The sequence below is a fragment of the Nocardia sp. NPDC059228 genome (assembly GCF_042754245.1).
Taxonomy (GTDB): Bacteria; Actinomycetota; Actinomycetes; order Mycobacteriales; family Mycobacteriaceae; genus Nocardia.
The window spans coordinates 503,786-520,501 of the sequence record NZ_JBHZAL010000001.1 but is presented as its reverse complement, the minus strand read 5'-3'; the positions used below and the strand labels follow the sequence as shown (position 1 = coordinate 520,501).

16 protein-coding genes are annotated in these 16,716 nt (G+C 68.2%); 6 read left to right on the top strand and 10 right to left on the bottom strand.

The genetic code is table 11. The features are described from left to right. Positions 1-9: 9 nt before the first annotated feature. Complete coding sequence (locus ACFXKA_RS02300) at positions 10-774, top strand: CPBP family intramembrane glutamic endopeptidase (RefSeq protein WP_379425490.1); 765 nt, start codon at positions 10-12, stop codon at positions 772-774. 136 nt (positions 775-910) lie between these two features. Here ACFXKA_RS02300 and ACFXKA_RS02295 read toward each other — a convergent pair whose 3' ends face one another. The 4 genes from ACFXKA_RS02295 to ACFXKA_RS02280 all read right to left on the bottom strand — a co-directional run bounded on the left by ACFXKA_RS02295 (position 911) and on the right by ACFXKA_RS02280 (position 5,537). Then, the gene (locus tag ACFXKA_RS02295; protein ID WP_354830556.1) at positions 911-1,321 is read right to left on the bottom strand and encodes a hypothetical protein; all 411 of its coding nucleotides are present in this window, start codon (positions 1,319-1,321) and stop codon (positions 911-913) included. Between the two features lie 211 nt (positions 1,322-1,532). Next, positions 1,533-3,695: an MMPL family transporter gene (locus ACFXKA_RS02290; RefSeq protein ID WP_379425488.1), complete on the bottom strand. Its 2,163-nt coding sequence runs from the start codon at positions 3,693-3,695 to the stop codon at positions 1,533-1,535. Between the two features lie 35 nt (positions 3,696-3,730). After that, complete coding sequence (locus tag ACFXKA_RS02285) at positions 3,731-4,291, bottom strand: EXLDI protein (protein ID WP_379425486.1); 561 nt, start codon at positions 4,289-4,291, stop codon at positions 3,731-3,733. Positions 4,292-4,550: 259 nt separating this feature from the next. Further along, positions 4,551-5,537, bottom strand: a complete 987-nt coding sequence (locus ACFXKA_RS02280; protein WP_379425485.1) for a LysR family transcriptional regulator — start codon at positions 5,535-5,537, stop codon at positions 4,551-4,553. A 60-nt stretch (positions 5,538-5,597) separates the two neighbouring features. Between ACFXKA_RS02280 and ACFXKA_RS02275 the strand changes: the two genes are divergently transcribed. Further along, a complete protein-coding gene (locus tag ACFXKA_RS02275) occupies positions 5,598-6,017 on the top strand; it encodes a DUF5997 family protein (RefSeq protein WP_354830563.1) in 420 nt (139 codons plus the stop codon). Between the two features lie 59 nt (positions 6,018-6,076). Here the strand turns inward: ACFXKA_RS02275 and ACFXKA_RS02270 are convergent, their stop codons facing one another. Further along, complete coding sequence (locus ACFXKA_RS02270; RefSeq protein WP_379425483.1) at positions 6,077-9,451, bottom strand: FAD/NAD(P)-binding protein; 3,375 nt, start codon at positions 9,449-9,451, stop codon at positions 6,077-6,079. 79 nt (positions 9,452-9,530) lie between these two features. Then, positions 9,531-10,730, bottom strand: coding sequence for an MFS transporter (locus ACFXKA_RS02265; RefSeq protein ID WP_379425481.1), 1,200 nt, complete (start codon positions 10,728-10,730; stop codon positions 9,531-9,533). A gap of 139 nt (positions 10,731-10,869) precedes the next feature. On the opposite strand from ACFXKA_RS02265, the gene ACFXKA_RS02260 reads away from it, so the two are divergent. The 4 genes from ACFXKA_RS02260 to ACFXKA_RS02245 all read left to right on the top strand — a co-directional run bounded on the left by ACFXKA_RS02260 (position 10,870) and on the right by ACFXKA_RS02245 (position 14,823). Beyond that, positions 10,870-11,328, top strand: a complete 459-nt coding sequence (locus tag ACFXKA_RS02260; RefSeq protein ID WP_354830568.1) for a MarR family transcriptional regulator — start codon at positions 10,870-10,872, stop codon at positions 11,326-11,328. A gap of 311 nt (positions 11,329-11,639) precedes the next feature. Continuing rightward, the gene (locus tag ACFXKA_RS02255) at positions 11,640-12,056 is read left to right on the top strand and encodes a hypothetical protein (protein ID WP_379425479.1); all 417 of its coding nucleotides are present in this window, start codon (positions 11,640-11,642) and stop codon (positions 12,054-12,056) included. A gap of 5 nt (positions 12,057-12,061) precedes the next feature. Then, positions 12,062-14,326, top strand: coding sequence for a caspase family protein (locus ACFXKA_RS02250; protein WP_379425477.1), 2,265 nt, complete (start codon positions 12,062-12,064; stop codon positions 14,324-14,326). A gap of 101 nt (positions 14,327-14,427) precedes the next feature. After that, a complete protein-coding gene (locus tag ACFXKA_RS02245) occupies positions 14,428-14,823 on the top strand; it encodes a VOC family protein (RefSeq protein WP_379425475.1) in 396 nt (131 codons plus the stop codon). A gap of 64 nt (positions 14,824-14,887) precedes the next feature. On the opposite strand, the gene ACFXKA_RS02240 is transcribed toward ACFXKA_RS02245, so the two are convergent. The 4 genes from ACFXKA_RS02240 to rplP all read right to left on the bottom strand — a co-directional run bounded on the left by ACFXKA_RS02240 (position 14,888) and on the right by rplP (position 16,713). Next, the gene (locus ACFXKA_RS02240; RefSeq protein ID WP_379425473.1) at positions 14,888-15,478 is read right to left on the bottom strand and encodes a hypothetical protein; all 591 of its coding nucleotides are present in this window, start codon (positions 15,476-15,478) and stop codon (positions 14,888-14,890) included. 286 nt (positions 15,479-15,764) lie between these two features. Then, the gene (gene rpsQ, locus ACFXKA_RS02235; protein WP_354830578.1) at positions 15,765-16,061 is read right to left on the bottom strand and encodes a 30S ribosomal protein S17; all 297 of its coding nucleotides are present in this window, start codon (positions 16,059-16,061) and stop codon (positions 15,765-15,767) included. Continuing rightward, positions 16,058-16,297 (bottom strand): 50S ribosomal protein L29, encoded by a 240-nt coding sequence (gene rpmC / locus ACFXKA_RS02230; RefSeq protein ID WP_040855205.1) that lies wholly within the window; start codon positions 16,295-16,297, stop codon positions 16,058-16,060. Before rpmC ends, rpsQ begins: the two co-directional genes overlap by 4 nt. Next, a complete protein-coding gene (gene rplP / locus ACFXKA_RS02225; protein ID WP_040804212.1) occupies positions 16,297-16,713 on the bottom strand; it encodes a 50S ribosomal protein L16 in 417 nt (138 codons plus the stop codon). Before rplP ends, rpmC begins: the two co-directional genes overlap by 1 nt. Positions 16,714-16,716 lie beyond the last annotated feature (3 nt).

The following is a 16,716-nucleotide window of genomic DNA, read 5'->3' as shown; positions in this document are numbered from 1 at the left end:
CTGGCCGGGATGTCGCGAAACGATAACCATGCGGTCGCGGTGCTCCCCGACTCGCCCTCGCCGCCCGGCCACAAGCTGCACGCCTACGTGGATGTGGCCGTCGTCGTTGCGGTCCTGATCTGCACGAATCTCATCGCGCACTTCACCAATCGGTGGGCGAGCATCGTCGCGGTGCCGATTGCCGCACTGATGCTGGTCGCCCTGGTGCGCCGCCGCGGGCTGGGCTGGGAGGACCTCGGCCTGTCGCCGCGACAGTGGCGGCGCGGGTCGCTGTGGGCCCTGGCGGCGGTCGGCGTGGTGCTCGCGGCCGTCGTCATCGGCGCGGCACTGCCGATCACCCGGCCCTTCTTCCTCAACGACCGCTATGCCGCGGTCTCGGGCGCGCTCATCGCGTCCATGATCGTGATCCCACTGCAGACCGCGATCCCGGAGGAGCTCGCCTTCCGCGGCGTGCTGCACGGCACCCTGGACCGGGTGGCCGGGGCACGCGGGGTGTTCGCGGCGGGATCAATGCTGTTCGGGCTCTGGCACATTGCCTCGTCGCTGGGATTGACCAGCGGGAACAAGGGACTGACCGGATTCCTCGGCGGTGGCCCGGCCGGACAGCTGCTCGGCATCGGGCTCGCGGTCCTCGCGACCGCCGGGGCGGGGGTGGTCTTCACCTGGCTGCGGCGACGCAGCGGCAGCCTGCTCGCACCCATCGCACTGCACTGGGCGGTGAACGGCGCGGGCGCGCTGGCCGCGGCCGTGGTCTGGCACGTGACCGTGCACTGACCGCGGCCGGGCGCGCGAACGCAGAGGGGGCCGACTGACCTGGGAACAGAGGATTATGGTCAGTCGGCCCGGGAACGGTTCGGCGGGTCGGACCCACACCGAACCGAGTCTTGTACGAGCCGGGAGGGAAGCTCTGCTACGAACCGAGGAAACCCAGCGGGCCCGCGCCGCAGGTGGCGCTGCCGGTGAGGGTGGGCTCGAGGACGTTCACCTTCAGCTCCCAGGCCGAACCCTGCAGGGTCGACAGGGTGTGGGTGCCCGCGCTGTGCGGGGTCCACTGAATGGTGGCCTGCCCGTTGCTCGGGGTGATCGGGCTGCCCGAGATGATCGCGCCATTGTCGTAGAACCAGGCCTGGATCCAGCTGTCATAGGTCGCGGTGATCTGGTACACGCAGCCCATGTAGATATTGCGGGCGTTCACCGACAGGCCGGTGGGGACGGCCGAGGCGGTGGAGGCGGTCAGGCCCACGGAACAGGCCATCGCGGCGACGGCGGTGAGGCCGACGCCGGCCCGCCGGGCGATGCGCTTGCTCAGGGACACTGTCATGTCTTCAACTCCTTGGTGCCAACCCGCTTCGATGCGGTCCGGCGAACTGTATCGGTTGTCCAGTTCATTCCGTGGCACTTTTGCGAAAATACTGAAACACGTTTCTGTCAGACGCGGTCCCATGCAGGTCAGCGGCATGATCGCAGCAACGAGATCGGCCCGCCTCCCCGGAGGGGAAGCGGGCCGGCCCGTTCGGAGCAAACTCGGATCGTCAGCGGCGAGCGTCACTCACCACATCGGACGGCGTCCATTCCGTGTCCCACTGCGGCTGCTGCTGTTCCGCATCACCGCCGTGGCCCGGCCACCAGGCGCGGCGGCCGATCAGCGCGGTCACCGCGGGGGTGAAGAACATCGCCATGACGAACGCGGCGATGGCGATGCCGACCGAGATGGCGAAGCCCATCTGCGACAGGGTGTCGTTGCCCGCCAGCATCATCGAGGCGAAGGTGCCCGCCAGGATGACACCGGCCGCCGCCACCGTCGGGCCGGTGTGGCGCAGGGCCAGGGCGGCCGCGCGGTGCGGGTCGTGGCCCTCTCGCGCCTCCTCACGCAACCGGGCGACCATGAGGATGTTGTAGTCCGTCCCGAGGGCGACCACGAACAGGTACATGATCAGCGGCAGCGTGAAGATCAGACCCGAATCGCCCTGCAGATGCTGGAAGACCAGCACCGCCGAACCTAGCGTCGCGGCGAAGCCGAGGAACACCGAGGCCATCAGGTACCAGGGCGCCACCACGCTGCGCAGCAGCAGGGCCAGCACGATCATGATCAGGATGGCCGCCACCGGGAACACCACCGTGTAGTCCCGGTTCATGGCGTGCTGGAAGTCGACGAACACCGAGGTCATGCCGCCCACCACCGCCGAGGTGCCGACCGGGGCCGCCGCATGCGCGGCATCCCGGAGCGGACCCTTCACGGTCTTCAGGGCCGCATCGGATTCCGGCTTGTCGGACAGCGTCACCTGATATTCGGCGACCGTCTTGTCCGCCGACAGTGCCGGCTGCGGACCCACCTCGCCCACACCGTGGACGTGCAGCGCCGCGCCGAAGGCGTTCAGCTCGTCGGCGCTCAGCGCGCCGTGCTCGCTGCGCAGATACACCTGCGAGGGCTGGGTGCTGCCCGCGGGCATGCCCTTGAGCAGTTCCTTGCCGTAGACCACGGATTCGGAGCTGCCCGAGGTCGAACCCGAACTCAGGTCGAAGGTCGGATTGAAGCCGAAGGCGAAGACGCCCAGGGCGATCAGGACACCACCGGACGCCACGGCGAACAGGCCCGGCCGCTTGCCCAGCGCGCCGCCCACGGCCGCGAACCGCGCACCCGTCGGCTCCACCTGCCAGGCCTTCGAAGGCCAGAAAACCTTGGTGCCCAACAGGGAAACGATCGCGGGGATGAGCGTGAGCCCGGCCAGCAGCGCCACCGCGACCGCGATGGCCAGGGCGATACCCATGGACCGGAACATGCCCAGGGTGGACAGCGTCAGCGCGCCGAAGGCGATGATCACCGCGGCGGCCGCCGAGGTGATGGCCTCACCGACCCGGGTGACCGCGCTGACCACGGCCGTCTTGGCGTCCTCACCGGCGCGCAGGCGCTCCCGGAAGCGGAACATCAGGAAGAGGATGTAGTCGGTACCGACGCCGAAGAGCACCACGACCAGCAGTGACTGCACCGAGCTGTCGATCTTGAGGTCGAAGGTGTTGCTGGCGATCGCGATCAGACCGCTGGCCAGCGGGGACACCGCGATGAAGATGACCAGGATGGGCAGCAGCGCGATGATCGGGCTGCGGAAGATGAGCAGCAGCAACACCAGGATCAGCACCACGGTCGCCACACCGATGATGATCAGGCCCTTGGTACTGGAATCCTGCTGATCCAGGGTCTGCGCGGCGGTGCCGGTGATGCCGGCCTTCAGGTCGGTGCCGTTCACCTGTTCCTTCAGCGCGTCCCGGAGGGACTTCACCGCGTCGGACTGATGGGTGTCATTGGCGCTGGTGACCTTGGTCATCTGGACCGCGACCACCTCGACCGCCCGATTCTCCGCCGGGGGCACCGCCTGGATTCCGGTGACATCCTTGATGTTCCGCTCCGACAGCTTGGTCGCGGCGGCGGTCACCGCGGTCGAGTCGGCATCGGTCATCGGGGCTCCGTCGGAGCGTTCGAAGACGATGAGCGCAGCGGGGGTATTGCTGTTGGGAAATGCCTGCTGCTGCAACTTCGCTGCCTGGATGGATTCGTAATGCGAAGGCAGGAAGTCGGATTGGTCGGTGGTGGCGGTGAGCTTCGGCGCGGTGGCGACGACCGCGACAATGGCGATCGCCCACGCGGCGATCACCAGCCACGGGAATCGGACGACGAAGCGTCCCAAGCGGGAGAACATGCGGGAGAAGTCCTTTCCGGGTTCGGCCGCGTTATTCAGATGTCGAGGACCTGCGAGGAGGGGTTCTCCACCACGTCGGCGACGATGCGATAGACCTTCGCCGGAATGCGGTCACGCAGTTCCGCGAGCGAGTCCACGATCTCCAATGTGAAGTCGCCGTAGCCATCCTCACCCAGGCCGAGGAATTCGCGCCAGTTCTTAAATCCCTTGGCCCAGTTCGTGAACACCGCAAGGTCCGACTGGTCGGAACTGTTTCGGGCGGTGAGGAACTCCTCCTTCCGCTCGCGCGCGGCGTTCTTGGAGGCCTGGGCGAAATCCGACCACTCGACATAGTGCCGGTGGACGACCAGCTTGCCCTTGCGGCTCAGGAAGACCTGCACGGACTCGCTGCCCTCCTTGGTCACGTGCTGGGCCTCGGCCAGCAACCGGCCGACGAAGCGCTGGGTGCGGCCACCGCCGGGGCCGACGCGCAGCGTGATCTCGCGCATGCCCTCGGGCAGCGGGTCGGGCACCAGGTCGGTGCCGGTCGCGGCCGGGGCCTCCGGCGCCGGGGCGTCCTGCGGGTCGTCGTTGGACTTGTCCATATCGAGGGCCATGGGGTGCTCCAAATCATCAGTGAATGCGCATATGGGCATGCGTGTACAGCACGGCGCTGTGGGTCGATACCCGCTGTGCCGCTGCACTTCTCAGGGTTCCGGACGGTCATTCCCCGCCTTCAGTCACTATAAGTAGACGTATACGTATAGCGCAACCCTGACTCGACCCTGAACTTTCTCCAGATGCTTCCCTGAGCATCCGGACACGAAAAGGCCCGCCTCCCGAACGGGAGGCGGGCCCTCGTGGGTCGTCCGCGCGCTAGCGCCCGCGCCGCTTGCCCGGCTTCTTCGCACCGCCCTGCTTCGACTTCGCGGCGGTCTGCGGCTTCTTCCCCCCGGCCTGACCGCGCGTACCACCCGCCTTGGCGGCACCCGTCCGCCTGGGCGAATTCTGTTGCCGCGCAGGCTTGTCCGGCTGCTGACCGGACGGCGAACGGGAACTGCGCCGGGAGCGGCCGCGCACCACGCCCACGAACTCCTCCACCAGCTCGGTGGTGCGGTCGGCGGGCCAGGCCAGCGCGATCTCGGTCTCGGGCACATCGGTGACGGTCCGGTAGACCAGGTCCTTGCGGTGGTGCAGGCGGGCGATCGAGTGCGGCACGATGGCCGCCCCGCTCACCGCGGCCACCAGCTCCATGGTCATGGCGGCGTCGTCCAGGTCGGCGGCGTCCTGCATGCGCTCATCGGCCAGATCGGCCGTGGCGACCTGATCGAACAGGGCGATCGGATGATCCTTGGGGACGACCACGACCGGGACCTCGCGGTAGAGCGGAATCGCGCTCACCCCATCGCGTTCGATGGGCAGCCGCACGAAACACATGTCGACCGCGTCCGTGCGCAGGGCCTGCTCCTGCTCCTTCATCGGGATCGGCATCAGCTCCAGCGCGACCTCGGGGAACCGCTCGCGCCAGATACGCTCCCATTTGGTGACGGTCACGCCCGGGACGAAGCCGACGCGCAGGCGGTCCGCCGCGGCCGGTGCCGGCTCCGGCTCCGCGGCCGCGGCGGCCGCGATGAGGGCGCGGGCCTCGTCCAGCAGCACCCGCCCGTCCTCGCTCAGCCGGGTGGGCTGCGCGCCCGGCACGAACAGTCTGGTTTCGAGCTCTTCCTCCAGCTCGATGACCGTCCCGCTCAAGCGCTGCCGCGAAATACCGAGGCCACGCGCCGCCCGGGCGAAATGCAATTCCTCGGCAACCGCGACGAACCAGCGCAGGCGCGTCAGATCGATGGACTCCAACCGGCTCATGGCGTCCACGGTATTGCACCGGCCAGCAGGTTCACCTCACCCGCCCGATACCCTTGATCGGTGAGCCCGGACAAGAACCCCCAGACCATGAAGCCGCTCACCGCGGCGAACAAACTCGGCATCTACCTCCCGGCAACCCCCGCGGAGTTCCGGAACTCACCCGTCACCCGCGCCCAGCTCGAGGAACTGCGCACCGATCCCCCGCAGTGGCTGCTCGAGCTGCGGGCCAACGGCCCCTTCCCGCGCGATGTGGTGGCCCGCAAGCTGGGCATCTCCAACTCCGGTCTGGCCCGCGCCGGCGTCGCCGACGCACTCACCGCGGACGAGATCGCGGCCCTGCTCGCCGACCCGCCCGAATGGCTGCTCCGCGAACGGGAGAATCTGGTCGCGGTCCGCAAGGAAGCCGAGCGCGTCAAGGAGAAGGAGGCCGCCCGCCGCGCCGCCTCCAACCGCCCGCCCAAGAACCGCTTCGGCAACTGAACGCGACGCCCCGGCCCGGTCATCTGCGCTGAACTCCCTTCCGCCACCGCCGAATCGGATCAGATCCGGCGCAGCACCCGGTCGACCAGGTCGGGGGCCGCGCCGAGATAGTTCTCGGGGCGGAGGAGTTCGGCCAGTTCGGGTTTGGTCAGGTGCAGGGCGATATCGGGGCATTCGGCGAGGATGTCGGCCAGCGGCCGGGTAGTGGTCCGCGCCTCGAAAGAGGCTGCCTGCAGAGCCTTCTTGGCGATCGGCTTGCCGAGCAAGGGGGCCAGGCGGATCGAGAGGCGTTCGGCGACGATCTGCCCCTCGGTGAGCGCGAGGTTCTCGGTCATGCGGTCGGCATCGGCCATCAGGCCCGCGGCGAGTTCGACCGCGGTATGGGCGGCGCCGCCGACCAGGAGCAGGCATTCGCGCAGCGGCTGCCATTCGGCGTGCCAGGCGCCGGCGGGACGCTCGTCCTCGGCCAGCAGCGCGCCGAACAGCGTCGAGGCCAGCGCGGGGACCTGCAGCGCCGCCGCGCGAATCATGGTGCTCAGCACCGGGTTTCGCTTCTGCGGCATGGCCGAGGATTCGCCACGGCCGGGGGCGGCGGGCTCGAACAGTTCGGCGGTCTCGGTGCGGGACTGGGAGATCACGTCCACGGCCAGCTTGCCCAGGGTGCCGGAGGTGAGGGCCAGCGCCGCGGCCAGATCGGCGATCGGGGTGCGCACGGTGTGCCAGGGGGTGGCGCTCACGGCGAGGGAGAGTTCCGCGGCGAACTCGCCGGTGAGGCGCTCCATGATCTCGCCGGCGGGCGCCTGCGACAGTTCCGAATCCGCGCAGCGCGCGCATTCGATGTAGGACGCCAAAGTGCCCGCCGCGCCGCCCAATTGGACCGGCAGCGTGCCGCGCACGCGGTCCAGGCGTTCGCGGGCGTCGAGCAGGCCCTGCATCCACACCGCCACCTTCGCGCCGAAGGTCGTCGGCACCGCGTGCATGGCGAGGGTGCGGCCGGCGATCGGGGTGGTGCGGTGGCGGCGCGCCAGCTCGGCCAGGGAGGCGACAATGGTGTCCAGGTCCGCGATCAGCACGGCCAGCGCCCGGGCGGCGATCATCATGGTCGCGGTATCGAGAATGTCCTGGCTGGTGGAGCCGTAGTGCACGTAGTTCGCGCTCACCGGATCCACGTCCGCCACCGCGTCGTGCAGGCGCTCCACGAAGGTCACCACCGGATTCGCGGCGCCGCGCGAGGCCCGGGCGATCTCGCGGGCGTCGAACGCGTGCTCGCGGACCGCCACCGCCAGATGATCGGTGACGGTGTCGGGCACCATGCCCAGGCGGGCCTCGGCCCGCGCCAGCGCCAGCTCCACCTCCAGCATGGCCTCGATCCAGGCGTCGTCGCTCAGCAGGGACTCCACCGGCGCGCCCACCCCGACGGGTGCCAGCAGACCGCATTCCAACGCCATGTCATCGTGCCTTTCACTGTCGTGCCGGAGTTCGGAATGCCGCTGCACCCCATACTGATCCGGCGAGATCGCCGGGCCCTCGTACCGGTGGGCGGTGAGGATCTCGCGGGCGATGGCATCGCCGTCGGCCAGCGTCACCGAATTGACCCCGGGGCGCGCGCCCGCCGCCGTCACCCAGCGCACCGCCTCGGTCGGCACTCCGAAGGCGTAGCGGCGCGGGTGGATTCGCCCGATCGTGTCCACCGGATGGAACGAACCCGGCGCGAGCGCCAGGCCACCGGTGCGATAGCGGCTGCCGTCCGGGGAGGCGATGACGTAGCCGCGCACCTCCTCGCGGTGCAACAGGTTGCGCAGCAACGGATCCGCGGTGCGATGCAGGTCCGGTGCGGGCATCCAGGCATCGATGAGAGTCTGTGCCGCCGCCACCGAATCACCCACCAGGGGTGAATCGACGACGAAGCACTCGTGCCTGGCGTCCGCCCGGACCCGCATGCCGGGACCGGCGACTCGCACCACACCCGCGCGAATCAGTGCCGCCAGTTCCGAAATCCGTTGCGCCGGTGGCCCGATGGACAGGAAGGCGTTCATCGGTGTGTACCAGCGATCCAGGTCGTCGCGGTAGGAGGAGCCCGCGATGCCACCGTGGTCGACCACCAGCCGGACCTCATTGCGCAGGTCGCGCAGGACATCCAGGGCCGCCTTCACCGGGCCGTGCACATTGCCCAGGCGCGCCTGCTGCACATCGGCGTCGAGGTAGGCCAGCAGCCAGGCGTGGAAATCGGCGGGATCGGTGAAGCAGCGGCCGCCGGTGGGGTCGGCGAGTGTGCTCCAGTTCCAGCGGTCCTGCGGGGGCACGCCGAAGCGGTTCAGCAGTTCCTCGGCGTCCTCGGCGGTCGGGGCGATCAGGTAGCGGTCGCGGAAGGAGGCCAGGCGGTGCGGGCTCACCCGGTCCGCGATCAGGCGGGTGTAGTAGACCGATTCGACCTCGCGCGCGATATGCGGCCAGACGTCGCGGCGGAAGGAGACGTCGCCGAATTTCCGTGCGCGGTGGCGTAATCGGGCGATGCGGTCGGCATTGAGCAGCAACGGCTCGTAGCGGCCGGCCACCCCCTTCTGATGCTCGCCGCGCGCGTGATGCGGGACGCCGCGGCGGCAGCCGGTGACGATGAGCGGCTCCCGGGCCGAGGCGACGTATTCCAGCCCGGCCTCGGACTCCTTGAACCGGCCGCCGCGGCCCACCGTCAGCAGAGCGAGGTAGTCGAAGAAGGTCAGACCCAGGCCGCGGATGATGACCGGGTCCCCCTCGGGAATACGGTCCAGGTCCACATCGGCGGCATTGCCGGGCGGAATGTAGGTGAGGCCCAGGCGATCCGCGGTGCCGGCGAGCAAACCGGACGTGCCGGGCGGCGCTTCGGCCAGGTGGCCCTGGGTGAGCACCACCGCGTGCAATCCGCGCACGCGTTCGCCGGTATCGAGTTCCAGCTCCTGGAACCCGCCGGGGCCCTCGCGCATATCCACCACGGTTGCCACGATTTCGCGTACTCGCACCCAATCGGCGTATCTGTCGCGGGTGCGCTCGAAGGCCCAGCGCAGGTAATGGCCATAGAAGGCGCGTGGTGGATAGCTCTCCGGGGAAATCCGCAGGGCCGCACCGAAAGCATCGCCGGGCAGGCCCGCGAAATTGCCGATCTTCGCCAGAAAGTTCGACCATTCGTAGAGGCTGGGGCCGCGTTCCACCGGGCCGGCCATCTCGACGGTGTCGTCGGTGAATATGGTGACCTGCTCGGCGACCGTGTTCATGAGCAGGTGCGCGGGCTGGTCGGTGCGCCAGACCGCGCCGGTACCGACCCGCGTCGAATCGATGAGCACCAGTTCGACGCCGGCCGAGATGCCTAACTGCCGAGCGTTGGCGCAAATGCGTTCGAAAACATTCAGACCCCGCGGTCCCACTCCAACTATGGCGATCCGTAAAACATTGTCGAGCATGCAAACTCACCGATCGCGCTCGATTAGCCGTGACCGAATCCGGGCACGTCGGCGAGGTTAGCGCGGCGCGGACAAGCGCTCAAGAATGGACGGTACGGTACGCCTGGTTCGTCTGGAATGTCGAAAACTGCTGTGCGGCACGGCGCTCCAGCGCCTCCGACAGGCAGGCCAGCAGCAGCGCCGAAACCGCCAGCGCGGCACCGACCCAGTTCGGGGCCGTGTAACCGAATCCGGCCGCGATCACCAGCCCGCCCAGCCACGCCGAGATGGCATTGCCCAGGTTGAACGCGCCGATGTTCATGGCGGAGGCCAGCGTCGGCGCCGCGTGCGCCTGATCGAGCACCCGTTTCTGCAACGACGGCACCGTCGCGAAGCCGAGCACGCCGATCACGAAGATCGTCACGGCGGCCCCGATCCGGTCGTGCGCGGTCACCGTGAACAGACCCAGCGCCACCGCGAGCCCCGCCAGCGGCGCGACCAGCATGAGCATCGGCGCCCGGTCGGCGAACCTGCCGCCCACCAGGTTTCCGGCGAACATGCCGAGGCCGAACAGCACCAGGAGCCAGGTCACCGACCCGTCGGCGAAACCGGTCACCTCGGTCATCATCGGGGCGATATAGGTGATGGCCGCGAACACGCCGCCGAAACCCAGCACCGTCATGGCCATGGCCAGCAGCACCTGAATGTTCTTGAAGGCGGCCAGTTCGTGCCGTAGGTGCACGCCCTCCGGCCTGGGCAGGTCCGGCACCAGCTTGGCCACGCCCACCAGACCGGCCACGCCCAGCGCGGCGACCACCGCGAACGTGCTGCGCCAGCCGACGGTCTGGCCCACCAGGGTGCCCAGCGGCACGCCCACCACATTGGCGACGGTGAGGCCGGTGAACATCAGGGCGATGGCCCCGGCCTTCCTGTCCGGCGCCACCAGATCGGCGGCCACCACCGAGCCGATGCCGAAGAACGCGCCGTGCGCCAGCGAGGCGACCACCCGGCCCAGCAGCATGACCCCGAAGACCGGAGCGATGGCGGACAACAGGTTTCCGACGATGAACAATCCCATCAGCAGCATGAGCATGCGCTTGCGGGAGATCTTGGTGCCGAGCGCGGTCATCACCGGCGCACCGAGCATGACGCCCAGCGCATAGCCGGTGACCAGCCAGCCGGCGGTCGGGATGGAGACGCCGAAGTCCCCGGCGACCTCGGGCAGCAGGCCCATGATCACGAATTCCGTAGTGCCGATCCCGAAGGCCCCGATGGCGAGGGCGAGCAGCGCGAGTGGCATGGATACACCTTCCGAGCAAAGAGTTGCAGAAGCGCTTTACGTGCGTCAACAATAGTTGCACACGCATATTACTTGCAAGCGCTGGCTATTGCGGAGTTGGTCTATCCTGGTGGGAGTCCCTCCGACCCGAGGAAACGCGATGACAGCCACCGATCCCGCCATGACCACCCTGGCCCAGGGCTGGTGCGCCCTCTCGCTGCTGCACGGCACGATCGAGGCCCACATCGAACGCGCCCTCCAGTCGGCCCACGACCTCAGCGTCCGCGAATACTCCCTGCTCGACGTCCTCTCCCGCCAACACGACGGCGACGGCGGCATGCTCCAGATGAAACAGGTGGCCGACGCGGTCGTGCTCTCCCAATCCGCCACCACCCGCTTGGTCACCCGGCTCGAGGACCGCGGCCTTCTCGCGCGCTACCTCTGCCCCCACGACCGCCGCGGCATCTACACCAAGGTCACCGACGCCGGCCACGAACTCCTCGAGGCGGCCCGCCCCACCAATGCCACCGCCCTCCGGGAGGCGCTCACCGCGGCCTCCCGCAATCCCGAACTGGCACCGCTCGTCCACACCCTCGAATCCCTCCGCACCCCAGCCTGATTCCCAGGACCGGCCCGCGTCGCGGAGCCCTGCGATAGCCGTCCGCAAGTAGTCGGCTACCTACATCACGCAGCGAAGGGTCGGCTCGTAGGTTGTCGATCTTGTTGTGCCACAACGGACTCGGTGCGCCGCGCGGGCGATGGCCAGCAGCATCCCGCTGCGGGTGATGACATTGCGCGAGCCGCATTGCCCGTTTTGCCAGGTTCGGGTAGTCGCGTACCCGTGAGACGCCGGATACGAGCGATGAGAATCGGTCTTGTCGATTCACATCCTGGTCGGCGTCGGCCGCCCAGGCGGGAAAGAGGTTTCCGATGGGTATCGCGCAGAACGACCACCGCGGCGTGACAGTTCGAGTATCGATGGCCGCCACGGAGATCGACGACGAGCGCTTGGACGGGCAGACCCGGATGCTGCGAGCGGAGCTGGCCGCGATGGACGGCGTCGAATCGGCGGCGCTGGCGCGGGACAGCGCCGGAACGGCCCCGGGTACCAAGGTGGCCGACCCCGTCACGATCGGCGCGATCGTGCTGGCGCTGAGTGCTTCCGGCGGAGTGTTCACCACCCTGATCGAGACGGTGCGGGACTGGCTGGGCCGCCACCCGGGCACCCACCGGGTGACGGTCACGATCGACGGCGAGAGCATCGAGCTCGAGGCCGCGAGCAACGACCAGCAGCGCGCACTGGTCGACGCCTATATTCGCCGCCACGGCGGCGTCGTGGCGGGGTGACGGCAATGACCGGCCGATTCGCCCTGGTAGTGGCGACCTACACGTTCCACGATCCCGGATTGCGGCAGTTGACCGCACCCGCGCACGACGCCGAGGCACTCGCCGAGGTGCTGGCCGACCCCACGATCGGCGGGTTCGAGGTCACCACCCTGATCAACCAGCCGCACCACGTGGTCGGTGCCGCGATCGGCGATTTCTTCTCGGACCGGCGGCGCGATGATCTGACGCTGCTGTACTTCAGCGGGCACGGACTCAAGGACGACGCCGGCAAGCTCTACCTCGCGATGACCGACACCCGCCCGCTCAACCCCCTGTTCACCTCGGTCCCCGCCGATCAGATCGACTACGCCATGACCGGATGCGACTCCAACCGTCAGGTGCTGATCCTGGACTGCTGCTACAGCGGCGCCTTCCCCGTCGGCACCATCGCCAAGGCCGACGACCAGGTCCACGCCCTGGAAACCTTCAGCGGACGCGGCCGGACCGTGCTCACCGCCTCCGACGCCACCCAGTTCGCCTTCGAGGGCAACACTCCCCACGGGCAGGCGACGCAGTCGGTGTTCACCCGGCACCTCGTCGCCGGTCTGCGCGACGGCGGCGCCGACCTCGACCAGGACGGCGACATCACCGTCGACGAGCTCTACAGCTACGTACACGACCATGTCGTCGCCGAACGCCCCCGCCAGCGGCCCAAGAAACAAGACAATATCGAAGGCCGCACCCTCCTGGCCCGCAACCGCAATTGGCAAGTACCGCAACATATTCGAACCGCACTCGAGAGTCCGGCCGTCCGTGATCGGCGCAACGCGCTCGATGACCTGGACCAGCTGCACCGCACCGGCGGCGCCATTGTCCGGTCCCGCGTCCGCGACGCCATCACCCGACTCCTGGACGACGACAGCCGCGCCATCGCCGTCGCGGCCGCCCACTGGCTCGACGTCAACCCCACCGGCACGGCAACGCCGCCGGCCGGTGACGGCGCCGAACCAGCCACCGATCCCGGCTCCCCCACGGTCGGCGCGACCGTACCGGCAACGACGCCGGCGCGCGGCAACGAGGCCGCGCGGACGGACAGCGAGGTATCACCGCATGCCGACAGGACGACAGCACCGGCAGCGCTGTTCGGCAAACCCGAGCCGCCGCTCCCGCCGAAAACCCGGACACCCGAACGCCGTTTCGGCTGGGCGCGGCGCAGATTCCGCGATCGGAGATGGGCGATACCGGCGACAGCCGCCGCAGTGGCTATCGCCTGCACGGTAGCGGTAGGCGGGTGGCACTTCGTCACCGGAGGTGTGCCCGGACACGCTATCGCCGACGCGCAAGCACTCCGCGGGCCCGACATCGAATTGCTCGGGCTGATCGCCACGAACGGCAGACACCGCAGCACTTGCGGCCATGCCGACCCGGACCCGGGCCAGATCGCCCATATCGCCTGCGATACCAACAAGGCGGCGGGCGCGCCCTTCGCGCGGTTCTTCCGATTCGCCAACGGCGACAAACTGGCCGACTTCTACCAAAGGACGAGTCGGCTTCTGCACGCAGGCAACTGCCCGGGCGACCCGCCAGGACCCGACGCGCCCGCCCTCGACGATCTGCGCAAGCCGGTGGGCCGCAAAGCGTGTGGCTTCAATCGTTCGGTCAGCCCGGCCACCTCGGTGCTGATCGTGACCGACGAACCCGACCTCGCGGTCAGCATTTTCTTCTACGCGCCCGCCGAGTGGACTTCACCTCTCGCCGAACAATTGCGCGACTACGACGCGGCGCGGGGTTATCGGCCGTTCCGGACTCCAGACGAGGCGAACGACCCTGACGTATTCACCTCCGGCGACAAAGAACTGCTGTCGATGCTCGGGCGAGACTTCACCCGCGCGAACTGCCGGCACGCGGATCCGGCGAAACCGGCGCAGGCGGAAATCCTCTGTGACACACCGGTGAACTACCCCAGCGCAGCGTTCCTGAGTTATCCCACCGCCGACGACGCCCAGTCGATATACCAGGACACGATCAATCAGCACGGGGGCCATGCGTGCAACGGCCGACCGGGGCAGGACAGCGTCTGGACCCAGCAGAATCAGCCGGTCGGACGGTTCGCCTGCTACCCGTCCCCCGGCGATTCGTCCCACCCCGACGACCATCCGCCCTGTTTGCTCGCGATCCTCGAGAGCCGGGCCATGATGCGCGAGTACTGCGCCACGCCCGCAGGAGCTCCCCCGACCTCGATCACCACCGAGTCAGACCTGCTCGCCTGGTTCCAGAAAGAGGCCGGCTAGTACCGCAACGCCACTCGGGACTGACATGTGTCGGTATCCGCAGCGGCAATTGTGCGACCAATTCCGGACACCGCAACAAGTTCCGGACGTAGGTTCGGGGCATGCCTCTCGGACATCTCGGGATCAATGTCAGCGATCTGGCGGGTGCGCGGAAGTACTACGACGAACTGATGCCGCTGCTGGACTACGAACCGCTGCTGGCCGACGACACCCAGTTCGCCTACTGGCCCGCGGCCCGGAAGATCGGTACCTACGTGTTCTTCTACCCGGCGGCGTCGGGTGAGTATTCGCGGGCGCTGCCGGGACTTCAGCACCTGGCGTTCATGGTGCCCACGCGCGCGGCGGTACGGCGGGTGCACGAGTGGGCGGCCGGGCGCGGGGACGAAATACTGCACGCGCCACAGGAATTCCCGCAGTACCCGCCGCCCTATTACGCGACCTTCTGGACCGGCTTCGACGGGATCATGCTGGAGGCGGTCTGCCACAAGGACGCGTGACGACTCTGGAGACGCGAAGGCCCGCTCCGGGGGAAGCGGGCCTTCGAGTTCCGGCTCGACCGCGTCAGCAGTAGTAGCAGACGCCGTTGGCGGGGAGTTCGGTGAAGCAGGAGTTGCAGACCGCCTTGCGAGCCTCGGGTTCCGGCTTCGGGGTAGAGGCCGGGCCGGCCGGAGTGACCCGGCGGGGCGCGCCGCCATTGCGCGGGATCAGGGGCGGGATGCCGCCGTCGGAGGGGATGTCCGCGCCGTAGGCCGCGTAGCACTGCCAGCGGGCGTAGGCGGCATGCACCTCGAGGTCGGCCGGGACGGGCAGGTGGGCCAGCTCCAGCACGTACTTGTAGCTGTCGCTGACCTTGTGGTTCTGCTTGACGCACAATGCCGTCAGTGGCGGCTCGCCGGCATTGTGGCAGCGGCGGGCGACCTTGCGCAGGATGGCGTCCATCCAGGTGCGGGTGGGGGCGTCGGTACGGATGCCCGACATCTCCTGCACCCGCTCGGCGAGCTCATTGATGGTCACGAAATGGCCGTAGCCGGAGGCGCATTCGGCCAGCACCTCGTGGGCGGCCAGAGCCCAGCCCACCGCCGCATCGCGGAATGTCACCGCGGTCCGGTCGTCGATCCGCCAAGCCCCGGAAGTTGTTGCAGCATCCCTCATAGCCAGACAAAACTAGCGCCTCACCGGGGCGACACGCCAATTCCGTTCGGATATACCGGGTTTCGGTTTGATCACACTCGAGCGGGGGCGCGCATAGAACCTATCGACCCACAGAAAAACAACCACACATATGCGACGTATCCCCCGAACCACGGTGGCCCAAAGGGGAGCGGAGTCCGGCGACACCCACGAAACACTCCGCCCACACCCGCAAAACACAGTGGCCCGCTTCCCTTTCGGGACGCGCGCCACTGTTCTATGACTTGTTCGAAGTCATGGAGCAGGCTTACTTGGCCTTCTCCAGGACCTCGACCAGACGCCACCGCTTGGTGGCGGACAGCGGACGGGTCTCCATCAGCTGCACGCGGTCGCCGACACCGGCGATCTCGTTCTCGTCGTGGGCCTTCACCTTCGAGGTGGTGCGGATGATCTTGCCGTAAAGCTTGTGCTTCACGCGATCTTCCAGCTCGACCACGATGGTCTTGGTCATCTTGTCGGAGACGACGTAGCCGATGCGCACCTTGCGCTGGCCCCGCTCCTCCTGCTTGGCCGGCGTCTTGGCCGGGCCCTTGGCGTCACTCATGCCGCGTCTCCCTTGCCTTCAGGACCGGAGGCCAGGCCGAGCTCGCGCTCACGCATGACCGTGTAGATGCGCGCGATCTCGTGGCGGACCACACGCAGGCGCCGGTTGTTCTGCAACTGGCCGGTCGCCATCTGGAAGCGCAGGTTGAACAGCTCTTCCTTGGATTCGCGCAGTTTCGCGACGAGCGCGTCATTGTCGAGCTCGCGGAGCTCTGCGGCCGGATTGGCAGTAGCCATCAGAACTGCTCCTCTCGGGTCACGATCCTGCACTTCATCGGGAGCTTGTGCATCGCGCGGCGCAGGGCCTCACGAGCGGTCTCCTCGTTCGGGTAAGAAAGCTCGAACATGACCCGACCGGGCTTCACGTTCGCGATCCACCACTCCGGCGAACCCTTACCGGAACCCATTCGGGTTTCGGCCGGCTTCTTGGTGAGCGGGCGGTCCGGGTAGATGTTGATCCAGACCTTGCCGCCACGCTTGATGTGGCGGGTCATCGCGATACGAGCGGACTCGATCTGACGGTTGGTCACGTAGGCGGGCTCCAGAGCCTGGATGCCGAACTCGCCGAACGAAACCGCGGTGCCGCCCTTGGCCATACCGGAGCGCTTCGGGTGGTGCTGCTTACGGTGCTTGACCTTGCGGGGCATCAACATAGG

What these genes read in the sequence shown, in the direction of transcription:
- ACFXKA_RS02300 (WP_379425490.1), top strand. Translation starts at nt 10, where the DNA reads ATGTCGCGAAACGATAACCATGCGGTCGCGGTGCTCCCCGACTCGCCC.
- ACFXKA_RS02295 (WP_354830556.1), bottom strand. Translation starts at nt 1,321, where the DNA reads ATGACAGTGTCCCTGAGCAAGCGCATCGCCCGGCGGGCCGGCGTCGGC.
- ACFXKA_RS02290 (WP_379425488.1), bottom strand. Translation starts at nt 3,695, where the DNA reads ATGTTCTCCCGCTTGGGACGCTTCGTCGTCCGATTCCCGTGGCTGGTG.
- ACFXKA_RS02285 (WP_379425486.1), bottom strand. Translation starts at nt 4,291, where the DNA reads ATGGCCCTCGATATGGACAAGTCCAACGACGACCCGCAGGACGCCCCG.
- ACFXKA_RS02280 (WP_379425485.1), bottom strand. Translation starts at nt 5,537, where the DNA reads ATGAGCCGGTTGGAGTCCATCGATCTGACGCGCCTGCGCTGGTTCGTC.
- ACFXKA_RS02270 (WP_379425483.1), bottom strand. Translation starts at nt 9,451, where the DNA reads ATGCTCGACAATGTTTTACGGATCGCCATAGTTGGAGTGGGACCGCGG.
- ACFXKA_RS02265 (WP_379425481.1), bottom strand. Translation starts at nt 10,730, where the DNA reads ATGCCACTCGCGCTGCTCGCCCTCGCCATCGGGGCCTTCGGGATCGGC.
- ACFXKA_RS02260 (WP_354830568.1), top strand. Translation starts at nt 10,870, where the DNA reads ATGACAGCCACCGATCCCGCCATGACCACCCTGGCCCAGGGCTGGTGC.
- ACFXKA_RS02255 (WP_379425479.1), top strand. Translation starts at nt 11,640, where the DNA reads ATGGGTATCGCGCAGAACGACCACCGCGGCGTGACAGTTCGAGTATCG.
- ACFXKA_RS02250 (WP_379425477.1), top strand. Translation starts at nt 12,062, where the DNA reads ATGACCGGCCGATTCGCCCTGGTAGTGGCGACCTACACGTTCCACGAT.
- ACFXKA_RS02245 (WP_379425475.1), top strand. Translation starts at nt 14,428, where the DNA reads ATGCCTCTCGGACATCTCGGGATCAATGTCAGCGATCTGGCGGGTGCG.
- ACFXKA_RS02240 (WP_379425473.1), bottom strand. Translation starts at nt 15,478, where the DNA reads ATGAGGGATGCTGCAACAACTTCCGGGGCTTGGCGGATCGACGACCGG.
- rpsQ (WP_354830578.1), bottom strand. Translation starts at nt 16,061, where the DNA reads ATGAGTGACGCCAAGGGCCCGGCCAAGACGCCGGCCAAGCAGGAGGAG.
- rpmC (WP_040855205.1), bottom strand. Translation starts at nt 16,297, where the DNA reads ATGGCTACTGCCAATCCGGCCGCAGAGCTCCGCGAGCTCGACAATGAC.
- rplP (WP_040804212.1), bottom strand. Translation starts at nt 16,713, where the DNA reads ATGTTGATGCCCCGCAAGGTCAAGCACCGTAAGCAGCACCACCCGAAG.